The organism is Bradyrhizobium betae, from assembly GCF_008932115.1.
Classification (GTDB): Bacteria; Pseudomonadota; Alphaproteobacteria; order Rhizobiales; family Xanthobacteraceae; genus Bradyrhizobium; species Bradyrhizobium betae.
In genome coordinates this window covers 6684805-6699919 of the sequence record NZ_CP044543.1, presented here as the reverse complement: position 1 = coordinate 6699919, position 15115 = coordinate 6684805, and the positions used below count along the sequence as shown (strand labels likewise).

The following is a 15115-nucleotide window of genomic DNA, read 5'->3' as shown; positions in this document are numbered from 1 at the left end:
TCTTCAGCTTTCCGGGGCTGAAACCGTGGCCGGCATGCTCAAAGGAGCGCCACCAACCGAAACGGGCCCGACGGATTTCGACTGCCGGACCATCCGTTTGCGCATCGCCGCGGACAGTCCGTAGCGCGCGTTCGCTCGCCGGATGGAGGAGGTGACGTCCGACAGCATTGCATTTTGCAGCGAGTCCACCTTCGCGATGAGCGTGGACAATTGCGAAGATATCTTCCTCACGTCGACCCGTTCGTCGGTGATGCTCTGCCGCAGCGACAGCAGCACCATCGAATCCTGCTGCAGCAGGGCCGCATTTTGCTGCAATGCCTGGTTGTTCTCCTGCAGCGAAGCCGTGTGCTGCTGCTGGGCGGACTGAATGTCCTTCAAGGCAGCGGCAACCGGATCCGGCTTTGGCACGGAGGCTTCCAGGCGCGGAAGCATTTCAGCCAGACTGCCGACATTCAGCGACGAAAAATCGGACGGCAACGTGTAGACGGCCGCCGAGCCATTGATGGCCAGGGCACACACCGAAAGCGCCAGGATCGATTTCCGGCTGGACCGCTTGATCGGTTCCGATGCTTCCGGAATTGCATGGTCGGGTGCTGCAGCTGCGGCTGCGAGTGCGAGTGCGAGTGCGGCGGGGTCGAACTGTTCCACCAGGCCTTGCGCTTCGGATGTCGTGGTCACGGGCATTGACCTCAAATGAGAGCAAAAGGAAGCCGACGCCGAAACGTCCTCGCGACGCTCCCTCTACGCAGCACCCACTTACGTACAACTATCCAGAATTGTGGGCTTTTCGGCTTAATTCCACGTTAGCGACGTGGCCGCCCGTCATGCCCGGCCACCCCGGCCGAATACGGAGTCTGTGCGACGGAATGAGTCATGGGCAACCTGCTTCGAAGCGCTACAAAGCTGCAGACAACGCCTGCAGAAAGTGTAGGATTCACGAAAATCAGGAGGAACGGCATGTTTGAAATCAGTGGTTTCGACACGGCTGGAGTCGTCAGCCTCAAGCGGCCGACACTCGCCGCCGCCCTCAAGAAAGCCAGGGAGCTTGTCGAGGACGGATGCTGGGACGTTCAAGTCGTTGATCCCGGTGGCCAAGTCTACACGTCGTTCGAGGAGCAAGCCGCTTAACCGCGCACGCTCCGGGCCTTCCGACAACCGGCGTGAAAAACCCCAGCGCTTGGTGGAGCGCTGGGGCGTTTTCGAAATATCGATCGATAAATATCGATTGGTGAAATATCGGCTGGTCAAGCAATGGCACGTTGATAGCAGCGATCGGGCCGGACGTTTGTGAACTGCTTCACACGGCAGCGCCAATGACCGCCAACGTGCAGAACTCCTGACCAGTTTGTGAGATCGAACGCAGCGCGCTAGCATGAGCCTTTTTACGGAGGCTCATTTGAGACCAGTCATTTTCATCGCCGCTATCGCGCTGCTTGCAATCGCCCCTGCCCGCGCACAGCCGCTGGTCGATCCCAACAAGGTCGCTCCCGAATTTCGGGAGGCGGCCGAGAAGCGGCGGGCCGAGCAGATCCGCCAGCGCGAATGCGCGCTGAAGGCGGATCTCGAGAAGGTGCTGCCGCGCGATCGCACCGACTATCTCAACCATTGCCTGGATACGATCGCGGCCAAGCAATAGTTCAGGCCTAAGCTGCGGTCGGATCAACACCGGCGCACGATGCCTGCGGCCTATCAGGCGTGGGGCGATGACGTGCGGTCGCGAGACCGGTCAGGTCACCTGACCATTCAATCTTTCTTCAGACATTTGGGCTCACCTGACGATCCATTTCCATTGATCATTGTTGTCCGATGAGTTCCGTCCAGATTCAGTGCACGCGCTGCAAGGGCGTGTTTCGTGATCGCGCCGGACGATTGCAGGACGGCTATTCGAGGCAATGTCCGGGTTGCGAAGTGGTGCTGTTCTTCGCCGAGGACTCGCAACATCCCTTCATCAAGCGCGCGATGCGCGACGCACGCAAGGTCCGCAAGGAGCTGCGCCAGGCCCAGGCCGCGAGACGCCTTGCTCCGGAGGCGCCGACCGCGACATCGCGCTCGTCCGAGGGCCGCAGGCGAACGGCGGGCCGATCCGAGTAGGGCGCGGCTTGTTCGCCAGAGCTACCCGCCAGTCAACGACCGCCCCGTTCACCGGCTGCGTGACTTCCGCGGAAACAGACGATCGCGGATATAGCGCGAGGTCGGCGTCAAACGGATACCGCGCGGCTTCTGCCAGGCGGCGCGGTCGATCTCGTTCTTGTCGCCGATCGCAAGCCTGCCCTTGGCGCCCTTGGCGATGAAGATCGCGTCGCTCATTTTGCGGCCGGAGCGCTTGTTCCTGGCCTTCACTTCCTTCCAGAGGCTGATCCTCCCGAGCTTCAGCTTGGGCAGTTCCTCCTTGATCTCCCGTCGCAGGCAGTCCTTGTCGGACTCGCGCGCGCGTTTGCGGCCGCCCGGGAACATCCAAAGGCCGTCCGACCGCCGCCTGACCAACAATACCTTGCCGCGTTTCGCAGCAACCAGCTTGGAAGACTTCGCCATTGCTGCCGTAAATGGAAAACAGAATCGTCCCATCGTAACTTGTCTAGTCGAATAGACAAGTTACGGGGGCCAGTTGACCACAGGCCGCGGGCCGCGAGGACTTTTCGGAACATGGCGGGCAGATCGCGCCTTTCAAGGCCGGGATCAGCCTTCGTCCGCCGTCTTTCCCGCTCCCGCCCGGTCCTCCGTCCTGATCCAGGCCATCATCATCTCCCAGGCCACCGAGAGGATGATAGGCCCGATGAACAGGCCGACGATGCCGTGGGCGAGCGTTCCGCCGATCACGCCGACGAAGATCACGATGGTCGGCGTGGTGAGGCCCCGCCCCATCACCAGCGGCTTCAACATGGTGTCGATGAAGCCGACCAGGACGAGAAACACCGTGAGCAGCAGCGCCGTGGTGACGTCCTTGGCGGTCCAGATCCAGATGATGACCGGCAGCAGGACCAGGAAGGCGCCGATCTGAACGATCGAGAGCAGCAGCACGATGAAGGCGAGAAGCCCCGCGCTCGGCACCGCCGCGAGCTTGAAGCCGATGCCGGCCAGCAGCGCCTGCACGATCGCGACGCCGATTACGCCCTGCGCCACCGCGCGGATGGTGGCGCCCGCAAGTCCCAGGAAATGCTCGGTCTGCTCGGGCACGATGCGAAACAGGAAACCGCGACTGGCCGCAACCAGCCGGGGCCCGTGCGGAAACAGGAATCCGGCCACGAAGACCGAGACGAGAAACTGCAGCGTTCCGAGGCTGGCATCGCCCGCCAGCGACAACAGCGGTCCCGCCAGCGGCTGGAGAAAGGGGGCGACCTCGCGCAGCACCGCGCGGATGTTGGCGTAGGCCTGCTCCCAGAGGTCGAACAGCCAGGGCCCGACGACCGGCCAGGATTTGAGCTGCTCCGGCGCCGACTGGAGCGCTAGGTCGCCGGTGCCGAGCTGACGCGCCAGCTCCCGAACACCGTCGACGGCGCTGATGCCGAGCCAGGTCGCGGGGCCAATGACGATGCCGAGCGTGATCAGGGTGAGGATGGCGGCGGCAGTCTTGGGCCGGCCGCCAAGCATCCTGGCGACCCAGCTGAAGGCCGGGTAGAACGCCACCGCGAGCACGCCGCTCCAGGCCAGGATCGGCACGAACGGACGGATGATCAGGAAGGTCCAGATGATCAACAGGGCCAGCAGGCCGAGCCGGATCACGAGCTGGATGATGTCCTCTCCCGTCAGGAGCTGACGGAGACTTTTCACGGCCACGGCTTTCCTTGCGGCATTGACGCGGGTTCCGGCACTTGCGCGGGCAGCCGTTATTGCCAGCCCCGCATCCGGCGTCAAGACGACGGGGCCCGCGCCGGCGCAAGCGACCGGACCGCCGCGCCGCCCGGCGCGTCGTCAAACATCGCAGGGCGGATACGCCCGGCAGGCCGAGCGATGGCGCTCCATTCGCTCAGAAATGATAGTTCACGCCGACCGTTCCGGTCTGGATGTTCAGCTTCACATTGGCCGGCGTCGCCGCCAGATTGCCTGTCGTCACCGGCTGCTCGGTGATCGCGCCGAAGCCGAGATAGTTGTACTCGGCCCGCACCGACCAGTTCGGCATGAACATCCATTCCACGCCGCCGCCGGCGAGCCAGCCGGTGCGGTTGAAGCTGCCCGAGGCGGAGCCGGCCAGCGGGCCGGCAAGGCCGTTATTGGCGCTGTACTCGTCCCGGGTGAAGGCCGCGCCGCCCTTGGTGTAGAGCAGCACGCGATCGAAGGCGACGCCGAAGCGGCCCGCGACCGTGGCGATATAGTCGTTCTTGAGCGACAGGTTGAAGCCGGCGCCGCCGCCGCCGAACGGGCCGCCGGCGTTCAACGTGACGCTGGACCAGGCGCCGGTGCCTTCGAGGCCAACCACAAAATTGCCGACCTGATAATTGCCGCCGATCTGGCCGCCGACGATGCCGCCGCTGGCCGTGACCGAGCTCCAGGTCGAGGTCGGATCGGTCGGATCGATGCCGGTCCATTTGCTCCAGGCGCCGCCGCCATGCGCGCCGATGTAGAAGCCGGTCCAGCTGAAGATCTGGGCTGCCACCGGCGCCTTGACCGGCGCGGGCGCGATGATGTCAGCGGCAAATGCGGGCGTCGCCAGCAACAGTAGCGCAGACGCCAGAACCAGTTCCTTCCTCATGACCTCTCCCCCCCCATTGATCTGCGCCCCGCCCGACCGGGGCAACGGGTGAAATCTAGCTGCGCGATCTAGCTTGCGCTTGGACCGGTCGGCGGCGCGATCTGGACTGATGGGCGCTCGCAAGAGCCGGGATAATTCAGCAATGCCGCAACCGGAGTCCGGTTTGACTAACGGCGATTAACCGGATTTCGCGAGGCCGGTTTACGCCGATGCAAAGCCCCGCACCTACGCTTTGCGCCAAGCACTTCCCGCCAAGTCTTCAAAAACACTGATGTGCAATGGCCAACAGCATCTGGACGACCGAAGAATTCACCTGCACCGGTTGCGGCATGAACTACACTGCGACACGGGAAGAGCACAGCGAGCTGCACACCGGCAGCTTCAAATGCAGCATCTGCAGCGGCGAGGTGCACGCCTGGTCCGGCAAGCATCACTTCTTCGGCTGGACAGCGGTGAAGACCAAGCCGCCTGTGTTCGGACGGCGATGGTCCGGTGTGCAGTGGTAGGCTTCTGCGGACCGCATCGCCGGACGCAAAAGAAAAAAGTCCCGGCCGAGGCCGGGACTTTGACGCTCGATCAGGATCGGATCAGTACCTGGCGACGACCGGGCCGCCGAACTTGTAGTTCACGCCGACCTTGGCAACCGACAGCTTGTTCTTGACGTCGACGCCGATCGCGCCGGGGCCGCCAACGCCGAAGTCGAGGTTGATCGTCTTCTTGTCGAACTCCATGTAGTTGTACTCGACGAACGCGCTCCAGTTGTGGTCGAACGCGTATTCTGTTCCAAGGCCGAGCAACCAGCCAAACGTCGTGCTGGTCGCCGACGTGGAGAACGCGGCACCACCGCCGCCAAACCCGGCGACACTGCTGAGGGTGTGTTTGGAGTTGAGCCAAGCCGCGCCGCCCTTCACGTAAACAAGGGTGCGATCGCCGACGACGCCACCGATACGACCGGTTACGGTCGCCAGCCAATCGCTTTTCGCCGTGCAGGACAAGCCAACAGCAACGCCGAAGCAAGGCATGGTGCCCTTGACGTCAAGCCCATCAATGGTGCCTTCGACGCCGAAAACCGCCCATCCGGACTGGAAGTTGTAGCCCGCCTGGCCACCACCGAGGAAGCCGCTTCGGCTGTTCTGGGTGAGAGCAATCCCGCCGGGGACAGGCAGGCCGCCCGCGCTGGCCAGGGTCGTTTCGGTGGTGCCCCAGCCGCCGCCGGCGTTGGCACCGACGTAAAAGCCCGTCCAGTTCCAGACTGCGGCAGGCGCTGCGTAAGGTGCCTTCATGGCCATATCGGCCGCAGAGGCAATGGACGTCGATGCCAAAAGAATTGCTGCAATAGCAAGTTTCGTTTTCATTGATGTAATTCCCGTTTCAGGACGCAATAGGAGAAACTCCCGTAAGTTGTACTGGTCGTCGATCATCCCGCCTAGTGCAGTGAAGCAACACAGCCTGGAATAGGTGTCTGGAGATGGGCTGCGGCGCCTTGCGGTTGGACTACTGCGACAATTTCCGGGTCTTCAGCCGGATGTTCTGCTTCAGCGCAGGACGCTCATGGCCAGACCTTCCGCCGCGCAGAATTTTGCGTCCGCAAATTCCGGAGCCCTCGCAAGCCAATATCGCTTCGATCCGACGAAACGTGCGAGATGCTGGCCGCCTCATCGAATGGGGCGTCAGCAGAAGCAAGAGTCTTGCAAATCGCATGACGCGGTCGCGCCATTCGACCATCAGGCACAGCTTCCGCTGTGAGGTGGCTGCCGTTAAACTGCCCTGCCATCAACTGACGTCGTAAGAACATGACCATTCCCTTCATTCCCCAGATCGCCCTCTATCGAAACTGGCTCGCCGAGCAGCGTGGCCTCACCTTCGCGAACTACGAGCAGATGCGGCAGTGGTCGGTGCGCGATCTCGACGGCTTCTGGCGCAGCATCTGGGACTATTACGATCTGCAATCGCCGACGCCGTTTGCCGCCGTGATCACCGAGCGCAAGATGCCCGGTGCGGTCTGGTTTCCCGGTGCGCAGGTGAACTATGCGCGGCAAGTATTCCGGCATGTGGAGGCGGCGCATGCCGCCGGTCTGCCCGCGATCGTCAGCAGCGGCGAAGACGGCAGGCTGACGGAAACCAGCTGGCCCGAGCTGCGGCGCAAGGCGGCTGCGCTGGCGCTGCATCTGAAGGACCACGGCATCAAGCCCGGCGATCGTGTCGCCGCCTATCTGCCCAACATCCCCGAGACCATCATCGCGTTCCTGGCAACCGCCAGCCTCGGCGCGATCTGGAGCGTCTGCGCGCCCGACATGGCCGCGCCCGCCGTGATCGACCGCTTCAAGCAGATCGAGCCGAAGGTGCTGATCGCCTGCGACGCCGTCACCTATGCCGGCCGGCGGCATGACCGCAACGACGTTGTCGCCGAGCTGCGTCGCTCCCTGCCCACGGTCGAGCATGTCATCCTGCACAGCGAGACCGGCGCGCCGGCGGCGCCGGATGCCCTGCTCGCCGACATCGTCGCGACGACGGGCGCGGCGATCGAAGCGTTCGAGCCGGAATGGCTGCCGTTCGATCATCCACTCTGGATCGTCTATTCCAGCGGCACCACCGGCCTGCCGAAACCGATCGTGCACGGCCATGGCGGCATCGTCATCGTCGTGCTGGCGCTGCTCGGCCTGCACAACGATCTCGGCTGCTCCTATCACGAGAACTCGTTCGGCGAGCGCTATCACTGGTACTCTTCGACCGGCTGGATCATGTGGAATAGCCAAGTCGGCGGCCTGCTCAGCGGCACCACCTGCTGCATCTTCGACGGCAGCCCCGGCGGCACCAGGGACAAGCCGGACTGGACCACGCTGTGGCGCTTCGTGGCGCAGGCGAAAGCGACCTTCTTCGGCGCGGGCGCGGCGTTCTTCGCCAGTTGCGCCAAGGCCGAGATCGATCTCGCTGCCGCCGGCGACCTCTCGCGGCTGCGCTGCCTCGGCTCGACCGGCTCGCCGCTCAGCGCCGACACCCAGGCCTGGTTCAACGACCGCTTCGCTGGCCTGTCGAAGATCAACGGCAGCAAGGCGCAGGCCGACATCTGGTGGGCCAACATCTCCGGCGGCACCGATTTCGCCGGCGCCTTCATCGGCGGCAATCGCGAGCTGCCGCAGACGCCCGGCGCGATGCAGTGCCGCTCGCTCGGAGCTGCGGTGGAAGCCTTCAATGAGCAGGGCCATGCCGTGATCGACGAGGTCGGCGAGCTCGTCTGTACCGAGCCGATGCCGTCGATGCCGCTCTATTTCTGGAACGACAAGGACGGCGCGCGCTATCGCTCCAGTTATTTCGAGACCTATCCGGACAATTTCGACGGCAGCGGCCGCGGACCGGTGTGGCGGCACGGCGACTGGCTGAAGGTCAATCCGGACGGCTCCTGCATCATCTACGGCCGCAGCGATGCCACCATCAACCGGCACGGCCTGCGCATGGGCACGAGCGAACTCTATTCCGCGATCGAGGCGCTGCCGGAGGTGCTCGATAGCCTCGTCGTCGACCTCGAATATCTCGGCCGCGACAGCTACATGCCGCTGTTCGTCGTGCTGCGCGAGGGCGTCGTATTCGACGGCGCGATGCGGGCCAGGATCAACAAGGCGATCGAGGCCGGCCTGTCCCGGCGCTTCCTGCCGAACGACATCTTCGCCGTTGCCGAGATCCCGCGCACGCTCTCCGGCAAGAAGCAGGAGCTGCCGATCAAGAAGCTGCTGCTCGGCCACCCGGTCGACAAGGTCATCAACAAGGAGGCGATGGCCAATCCCGGCTGCCTCGACTGGTATCTCGCCTTCGCGCGCGACTATCTCGCCAGAACCGCGGCGTGAGTGCCGGCGCGCGAGCCGACCGGAATGAGGATCGCCGCAATTGCGCCAGCGGCATTTGGAATCCGTTCACCGATCGCCGCTAGATCAGGATGGATCCTTCGCGACGAGCACCAGAAATGGCCGACCTCAACGCCGTCCTCACCAGGCTCAACGACCGCCTGCTCCGCCTCGAGGGCGAGCTGTTCGTGCTGCGCTCGCTGGCGCGCGCGACGCTGACGGCGGGCGACGAGCATGCGCTGCGGATGCGCAAGCTGGTCGAGGCCGCGAAAGTCGCGCTCGACGACGAAGCCAAGCGTGCGCTGGACAAGCCGACGCGGAAATATGTCGATGCAGCCACCGCGCTCGTGGAGGAATTGCTGGTCGAGCCGACCCCGGCGCGGCCGCTGTTCACCGTCATCGACGGCGGCCGGCGCGACTGATCACGTCAGACCGGATGTGTCGCACCGGGATCCGCGGATTCAGCCTTCAGCCGACTGAGCCCCTCCTCGATGATCGCGATCTCCTCGTCGATCTGGCCGATCGGCAGGCTGAAATCGTAGCCGGACTTGCTCTTCAGATCGACCGCGAGCCGCTGCCTGTGCATCATCAGCGCGTCGAGGCCACGGCGGTTCTTCAGCCGCACATAGGCGTTGACGATCTGCTCAATTGCGTTCGGCATGAAATCGGTCCCGGCAAAAAAGCCCGCGCGGCGCACCCGCGCCGGCGGGACATTTTTGGTGTCGCGGTACGCAATACAAATCCGCGACGGATTCGTCGATACGCCGGGCTGGTTGAGAACGCGTTACCGTCACATGATTTCGTGATGCGCGGCATGAAAAAAGCCGCTGGCGATCATGCCAGCGGCCAAAGCCGGGTTTGAAAACGGATCCGGAATGAAATTTGGCCAGCCCCGGTTGGGGCATGTTCTAACGGCGCACGACGGATTCCTTCTGTTAAAATTGAAACACAGGAACCCTCGCGCTGTCGGTTTGTCCTCCACCGTGGCGGAGCGGCAACGCTAGTCCGTGACGCAGAAATACGTCCGCGGCAACCTGCGATATGCGCTGTAGCGATAATACGGCCGGTAGGCGTAGCCACGATCAAGCGCCGGCGGCTCCTCGCCGTAATAGGCGTCGTGATAGAAATTGGTGACGGGTGCCCGGGCGCAGCGATAGCTGTCCCAGGTCGGACCGATGAACGGCGCCACGCCGGTCTCGGGCGGCACCGCCGGGTATGGCCCGCCGGCGTGGGCGGGAGTTGCCACGGCCAGTGCCGCGAGAAGGAAAAACCACGCGCTTCGCATCCGCTCGCTCCTGATACGGTGCCATGCGCGCATGCAAGCACCGGAACGCGCGGCCGTGCAATCGCGGAGTTCGCTCCGTCCCGAACCCGGCGCATTGTTGATAACCGGCGCAAACGCCGGGCGGGTGGTGACAGGGCGTGCGGACGTGTTATCGGGAGGATGACGCAGCTGCGAGACGGATCGGACACCCATGCGCATTACCCTTGTCGGCTCCCGCCATTTCGGCGTGACCACCCTGAACATGCTCCGGGAACACGGCGTCTCGATCGTGCGGGTCGTGGTGGCCGATGCCGAGGATCGCCTCGCCGCGACCGCGAAGGCGGCTGGAATCGAGGTGGTGGTGCAGGCCGATCCGAAGCTCGTGGTCGCCTCCGAGATCGCCCCCGACACCGACCTGATCATCACCGCCCACAGCCACGCCCGGATCGGCAAGGACGCGCTCGCCGCCGCCAGGCTCGGCGGAATCGGCTACCACCCCTCGCTGCTGCCGCGACACCGCGGCAAGGCCGCCGTGGAGTGGACCATCAAGGAGGGCGATCCGATCGCCGGCGGCACCATCTATCATCTCGCCGACCGCATGGACGCCGGCGCGATCGCCGCCCAGGAGTGGTGCTTCGTGAAGAAGGGCGAGACCGCGCGGGAGCTGTGGGAGCGCGCCCTCGCCCCGCTCGGGCTCAAGCTGCTGGCCGACGTGATCGATTATGCCAAGGTCCACAAGGCGCTGCCCTCCAAGACTCAGGACGAGCAGTTCGCGACCTCCGCGCCGAGTCTCTCCTGACGTTTACCCTTAACGTGAAGCCGCGTTGATTTTACTTCAAAAATCGGAGTGAAAAACGCAAATAAACCATTGTTCCCAAAGGAACAATTTTCGCTTTGGCATCGCAACAAATTTCCGTCACATTTCGTCCGAATAAGCGTCAGCATATCAGACACATTGAAGGACGGAATTTATGCGTTTTGCTCGCATCGCGGCGTTCTGTGCCGCTTCAGTTTTCGCCGGCACCCTCGCCGCCCCCGCTTTCGCCCAGAGCCCCTATGACGGCAACTGGCAGGTCACCATCGTCACCAAGAGCGGCACCTGCGAGCCGACCGCAAGTTCCTTGCTGACGGTTGCCGACGGCAGGATCACCGCGCCCGGCGCTAACGTTTCCGGCACCATTGGCCGTGAGGGTCTTGTGAAAGTTTCGATCAATGGTGCATATGCCAACGGTCAACTCAACGGCAACGCCGGATCGGGGAAGTGGAATGGAGCATCTGCAGGCATACCGTGCAGCGGGCGGTGGGAAGCATCGCGCCAATAAACCAATCGAGGCTCGCGCCTGGAACTGGCGGCTGCTGATCGCGGCCGCGGTTCTGTTTGCTGCGGGGATCGTCAGCTCGGAAAGCAAGGCCCAGTCCGGCCCGTTTGCTCCGATGGCCGGCAACTGGAGCGGCGGCGGCACCGTCATGCTGGATGACGGCTCGACCGAGCGGATCCGCTGCCGGGCTAAATATGCCCCGATCGGACCGACCATGGAAATGTCGCTGACCTGCGCCAGCGATGCCTACAAGTTCAACCTCGGCGCCAGCGTCAAGGCCGAGGGCAGCGCCATCACCGGCAGTTGGTCCGAGACCAGCCGCAACATCTCCGGCTCGCTCCAGGGCCGCGGCGGCGGCGGAAACTTCGAGGTGGTCGCCTCGGCCGCCGGCTTCAACGCCAACATCGCGCTGAAGACCAGTGGCAACAGGCAGAACGTCACGATGCGCGCGGACAGCCAGTTCCGCGGCGCCAACATCTCGATGTCGCGCTAAGCCGACACGTCCGAATGACAAATCGACCCGGCGAGATCGCCGGGTCGATTTTTTTTTGCGTTCGGGACGAACGCCGTGACCTCGATCTCGACCTTGGCCCGGTCGTCCACGAGACCGCTGATGTAGAGCAGCGTCGAAGGCGGGAAATTGCGCCCCAGCGTTTCCTTCCAGGCCGCGCCGATGCCGGCACCCGCGGCCTCATATTCGCTGCGGCTGGTGAGGTACCAGGTCAAGCGGACGACGTGTTCGGGACCTGCGCCGGCCTCACCCAACAGTTTGATGATCCGCGTCAGCGCGGTTGCAACCTGCGCCGCCATGTCGGGCGCGTAATTGCCGGTCTCGTCGCCGCCGGTCTGTCCGGCCAGCACCACCCAGCGACCCGGCCCTTCCGCCACCACGCCATGGGAAAAGCCGCGCGGTTTCTTCCATTCGGCCGGCTGCAAGATGCGCATGAGCGAAGATCTCCCGTCTTTTGTCGTTGTTCGCCCAAGCCTTACCACGCCGCCCCGCGTCGCTGCATCCGCAGATTTGCCGTTGCAAACGGCAGCGATGTCGCCGATACCCACCCTCCCTCAGGATCGATCCCCAACACCTGCACCGATGACCGCGACACCGTCCAAAACGATGGCTGCACTGTGGATGGCCGGCTGGCTGGCCCTGATGCTGGTCATGGTGGTCGCCGGACGCGAGACCACGCGCGAGCTCAACGTGTTCGAGATCATGGAAGTGAGGTCGGTGATCGGGTTCAGCTTGCTCCTGCCGATCATCTACCGGTCCGGCGGCTTCAAGGCGGTCGCGACCAAACGCCTGCCCCAGCATCTCGCACGCAACGGGGTGCATTATTTCGCGCAGCTCGGCTGGTTCTATGCGTTGACGCTGATCGGAATCGGCCAGGTGGTGGCGATCGAATTCACCATGCCGATCTGGACCGCGCTGCTGGCCGCAACATTCCTCGCCGAGCGCATGACCGTCTGGAAGATCGCCGCCATCGTGCTCGGCATCGTCGGCGTGATCATGATCGTGCGGCCCGCCACCGGCGAGATCAATCCGGGCCAACTGATCGCGCTCGGCGCTGCAATCGGCTTCAGCATCTCCATGACCCTGGCAAAATCGCTGACCCGGACCGAGAGCGCCTTGGCGATCCTGTTCTGGATGATCGTGGTGCAGTTTGTCGTGGGCCTGCTGCCGACGCTCTATGTCTGGACCTGGCCGTCAGCGACCCTCTGGGTCTGGCTGTTCGTCATTGGGGTCTGCGGCACATTTTCGCACTACTGCCTCGCCAGTGCGCTCCGCTATGCGGATGCGACCATCGTGGTGCCGATGGACTTCTTGCGGGTTCCGCTCACGGCAACCGTGGGCTGGCTGCTGTATTCAGAGCGGCTCGACGCCTGGACGGTATTTGGCGCCGCGCTGATCCTGTGCGGCAATCTCCTGAATTTGAAGCCCGCACCGCCGGTTCCAGCCCGCGCGCAGTGAACCGGACGCCGCCTCGCGCGACAAAACAAGGTGGTCGAGCGTGATTTGGATCACGTTGGAGGGGCATTCCATCGTGCACATTCGGCCGCGAAGCAATGGGTTGGGCGAACTGTCGTTTCGCTAGCGCGAAACCGGCCGTGTCGTGTAAGTTCGTTGCCAATTTGTTGCTGCCTGCAATTCGATTCTGGGGATTTCAGATGCGCTATCTCACCCTCCTCGCTTCGCTGATGTGCATGGCGCTGTCGGTCAGCGCCGCGAAGGCCGACCGCCGCGTCGCTTTCGTCGTCGGCAACGGCTCCTACAAGAACGTCGCGCAATTGCCGAACCCGCCGATCGACGCCAAGGCGATGGCGTCGACGCTGCGCAATGTCGGCTTCGAGGTGATCGAAGGATCCAACCTCACCCGCGACCAGATGACCGAGAAGCTGCTGGATTTCGGCCGGAAGGCGCAGGGCTCCGACGTCGCCGTGTTCTATTACGCCGGCCACGGCATCGCGGTGAGCGGCAGCAACTATCTCCTGCCGGTCGATGCCGACATCAAGTCGGAGATGGACGTCAAGCTCGGCGCAGCCATCAACATCGACCTGACGCTCGAGCAGACCATGGGCGATGCCAAGGTCAAGCTCGTCTTCCTCGATGCCTGCCGCGACAATCCGTTCGCCGCCAAGATCAAGTCGAACTCCGCCACCCGCAGCGTCAACGTGCAGAGCGGCCTTGCCGAGATGAAGTCCGGCGAAGGCACGCTGATCGCGTTCGCCACCGGGCCGGGCCAGACCGCGCTCGACGGCCAGGAGGGCAACAACAGTCCCTTCACCCGCGCGCTGATCGACAACATCACCAAGCCAGGCGTCGAGATCCAGCAGGCGATGACGTCGGTGCGCGCCCAGGTCAACGAAGAGACCCGCAAGGGCCAGCTGCCCTGGGGACACACCAACCTGATCGGCGCGGTCTATCTCAACCCTTCGCAGCAGACACAGGTGGCCAACGCGGCGCCGACCGCTTCCGGCGTCGTGCCGGCGGCGGCCAGCAGCTCTGACGGTGTCGAGCTCGAGTATTGGCGCTCGGTCAAGGAATCCAACAAGCCGGAAGAGCTCAACGCCTACCTCTCGGCCTATCCGAACGGCCAGTTCAAGGCGCTGGCTCTGGCCCGGCTCGCTGCGATCAAGAGCGGCCCGTCCACGGCGACCCGCAACCTCAACTCGGGTATCGATCCGGCGACCTTCACCGATGACTCGACCCAGCTCACCGAGGACCAGATCGGCCTCGACAAGGGCCAGCGCCGCGACGTGCAGCGCCGCCTGACCGGGCTCGGCTTCGACACCAAGGTGACCGGCGTGTTCAGCGACGACACCCGCACGGTGCTGAAGCGCTGGCAGGCCGCCCGCGGCTATCCGTCGACCGGCTACCTCAACAAGCTCCAGCACAAGGCCCTGCTCTCCGAGATCGTGGCGGCCCCGGCCACCGCGAGCGACGACAGCCCGAAGCCAGCGCGGCGTGCTCCGGCCCAGGCCCAGAGCGCACCGGCACCGGCGCAGCATCGCAACAGCGGTGGCGGCGGCGATGCCGGCGCGGCCTTCGTCGGCGGCGTCGTCGGCGGCATGATGGGCGGCATGTTCCGCCGCTGAGGCACGCAAGCTACAACATGCAAAAGCCCGGCTCGCGCCGGGCTTTTTCTTTTTGTGGCGACGGTGCCCGCCGCATACTCCGTCATCGCGAGCGCAGCGAAACAATCCAGAATCTCTCCGCCGTGACAGCCTGGATTGCTTCGCTGCGCTCGCAATGACGAGGTTGGTTACTTCCCCGCGGCCTTGCGCAGCGCCTCGTTGATACGGTCCTGCCAGCCGGGGCCGCCTTCCTGGAAGAACTCCAGCACGTCCTGGTCGATCCGCAGGCTGACCTGTTCCTTGATCCCCGGCGCCACGTTCTGTTTCGGCGGCGCGACGACCACCTTGGCCGTCACCTTCTTGAAGGCCGCCTCGGCCTCGGTCCTGGCATCGCCCAGCGTACGCGGTCGCCTCGGGGGTTGATCCGCCATGT

The 15115-nt window shown here is 64.1% G+C and carries 20 protein-coding genes; 11 read left to right on the top strand and 9 right to left on the bottom strand.

The annotated features are described in order from the left end of the window. Positions 1-3: 3 nt before the first annotated feature. Entirely contained in the window at positions 4-684 is a 681-nt protein-coding gene (locus F8237_RS32280) for a hypothetical protein (protein ID WP_162006309.1), read from the bottom strand. A gap of 273 nt (positions 685-957) precedes the next feature. Here F8237_RS32280 and F8237_RS36530 point away from each other — a divergent pair, with 273 nt between their 5' ends. The 3 genes from F8237_RS36530 (at position 958) to F8237_RS32270 (ending at position 2091) form a co-directional block, all read left to right on the top strand. Continuing rightward, complete coding sequence (locus tag F8237_RS36530; RefSeq protein ID WP_167527501.1) at positions 958-1128, top strand: hypothetical protein; 171 nt, start codon at positions 958-960, stop codon at positions 1126-1128. A gap of 268 nt (positions 1129-1396) precedes the next feature. Continuing rightward, positions 1397-1636, top strand: coding sequence for a hypothetical protein (locus F8237_RS32275; RefSeq protein ID WP_151650116.1), 240 nt, complete (start codon positions 1397-1399; stop codon positions 1634-1636). Between the two features lie 170 nt (positions 1637-1806). After that, complete coding sequence (locus F8237_RS32270) at positions 1807-2091, top strand: hypothetical protein (RefSeq protein WP_151650115.1); 285 nt, start codon at positions 1807-1809, stop codon at positions 2089-2091. A gap of 48 nt (positions 2092-2139) precedes the next feature. On the opposite strand, the gene F8237_RS32265 is transcribed toward F8237_RS32270, so the two are convergent. The 3 genes from F8237_RS32265 to F8237_RS32255 form a co-directional block, all read right to left on the bottom strand. Further along, positions 2140-2532, bottom strand: a complete 393-nt coding sequence (locus F8237_RS32265) for an NUDIX hydrolase (RefSeq protein ID WP_041748298.1) — start codon at positions 2530-2532, stop codon at positions 2140-2142. Between the two features lie 144 nt (positions 2533-2676). Next, a complete protein-coding gene (locus F8237_RS32260; protein ID WP_151650113.1) occupies positions 2677-3774 on the bottom strand; it encodes an AI-2E family transporter in 1098 nt (365 codons plus the stop codon). A 190-nt stretch (positions 3775-3964) separates the two neighbouring features. Beyond that, entirely contained in the window at positions 3965-4687 is a 723-nt protein-coding gene (locus F8237_RS32255; protein WP_162006308.1) for an outer membrane protein, read from the bottom strand. A gap of 278 nt (positions 4688-4965) precedes the next feature. On the opposite strand from F8237_RS32255, the gene F8237_RS32250 reads away from it, so the two are divergent. Continuing rightward, on the top strand, positions 4966-5193 hold the full coding sequence (locus tag F8237_RS32250) for a hypothetical protein (protein ID WP_151650111.1): 228 nt from the start codon (positions 4966-4968) through the stop codon (positions 5191-5193). Positions 5194-5274: 81 nt separating this feature from the next. On the opposite strand, the gene F8237_RS32245 is transcribed toward F8237_RS32250, so the two are convergent. Then, positions 5275-6108: an outer membrane protein gene (locus tag F8237_RS32245; RefSeq protein WP_151650110.1), complete on the bottom strand. Its 834-nt coding sequence runs from the start codon at positions 6106-6108 to the stop codon at positions 5275-5277. Between the two features lie 372 nt (positions 6109-6480). Between F8237_RS32245 and F8237_RS32240 the strand changes: the two genes are divergently transcribed. Then, on the top strand, positions 6481-8529 hold the full coding sequence (locus tag F8237_RS32240; RefSeq protein WP_151650109.1) for an acetoacetate--CoA ligase: 2049 nt from the start codon (positions 6481-6483) through the stop codon (positions 8527-8529). Positions 8530-8645: 116 nt separating this feature from the next. Continuing rightward, entirely contained in the window at positions 8646-8948 is a 303-nt protein-coding gene (locus F8237_RS32235; protein WP_151650108.1) for a hypothetical protein, read from the top strand. 5 nt (positions 8949-8953) lie between these two features. Here F8237_RS32235 and F8237_RS32230 read toward each other — a convergent pair whose 3' ends face one another. Both F8237_RS32230 and F8237_RS32225 read right to left on the bottom strand, forming a co-directional pair. Beyond that, a complete protein-coding gene (locus F8237_RS32230) occupies positions 8954-9187 on the bottom strand; it encodes a hypothetical protein (protein ID WP_151650107.1) in 234 nt (77 codons plus the stop codon). A 339-nt stretch (positions 9188-9526) separates the two neighbouring features. After that, the gene (locus tag F8237_RS32225) at positions 9527-9811 is read right to left on the bottom strand and encodes a hypothetical protein (protein WP_151650106.1); all 285 of its coding nucleotides are present in this window, start codon (positions 9809-9811) and stop codon (positions 9527-9529) included. Positions 9812-10001: 190 nt separating this feature from the next. Between F8237_RS32225 and F8237_RS32220 the strand changes: the two genes are divergently transcribed. The 3 genes from F8237_RS32220 (at position 10002) to F8237_RS32210 (ending at position 11602) form a co-directional block, all read left to right on the top strand. Then, positions 10002-10589 (top strand): formyltransferase family protein, encoded by a 588-nt coding sequence (locus F8237_RS32220; RefSeq protein ID WP_015685972.1) that lies wholly within the window; start codon positions 10002-10004, stop codon positions 10587-10589. A 172-nt stretch (positions 10590-10761) separates the two neighbouring features. Further along, positions 10762-11112: a hypothetical protein gene (locus F8237_RS32215; protein WP_151650105.1), complete on the top strand. Its 351-nt coding sequence runs from the start codon at positions 10762-10764 to the stop codon at positions 11110-11112. Continuing rightward, positions 11057-11602, top strand: a complete 546-nt coding sequence (locus F8237_RS32210) for a hypothetical protein (protein ID WP_162006307.1) — start codon at positions 11057-11059, stop codon at positions 11600-11602. The genes F8237_RS32215 and F8237_RS32210 overlap by 56 nt, the downstream gene beginning before the upstream one ends. Here the strand turns inward: F8237_RS32210 and F8237_RS32205 are convergent. After that, the gene (locus F8237_RS32205; protein ID WP_151650749.1) at positions 11599-12054 is read right to left on the bottom strand and encodes a RidA family protein; all 456 of its coding nucleotides are present in this window, start codon (positions 12052-12054) and stop codon (positions 11599-11601) included. The two genes, F8237_RS32210 and F8237_RS32205, sit on opposite strands and share 4 nt — an antisense overlap. Positions 12055-12202: 148 nt before the next feature. Here F8237_RS32205 and F8237_RS32200 point away from each other — a divergent pair, with 148 nt between their 5' ends. Then, complete coding sequence (locus F8237_RS32200) at positions 12203-13078, top strand: DMT family transporter (RefSeq protein ID WP_151650103.1); 876 nt, start codon at positions 12203-12205, stop codon at positions 13076-13078. 197 nt (positions 13079-13275) lie between these two features. Next, positions 13276-14703: a caspase family protein gene (locus tag F8237_RS32195; RefSeq protein ID WP_151650102.1), complete on the top strand. Its 1428-nt coding sequence runs from the start codon at positions 13276-13278 to the stop codon at positions 14701-14703. A gap of 167 nt (positions 14704-14870) precedes the next feature. Here the strand turns inward: F8237_RS32195 and F8237_RS32190 are convergent, their stop codons facing one another. Further along, positions 14871-15113 carry a BrnA antitoxin family protein gene (locus tag F8237_RS32190; protein WP_151650101.1) on the bottom strand — a complete coding sequence of 81 codons (243 nt, stop codon included), beginning with the start codon at positions 15111-15113 and terminating at the stop codon, positions 14871-14873. Positions 15114-15115: the final 2 nt, after the last annotated feature.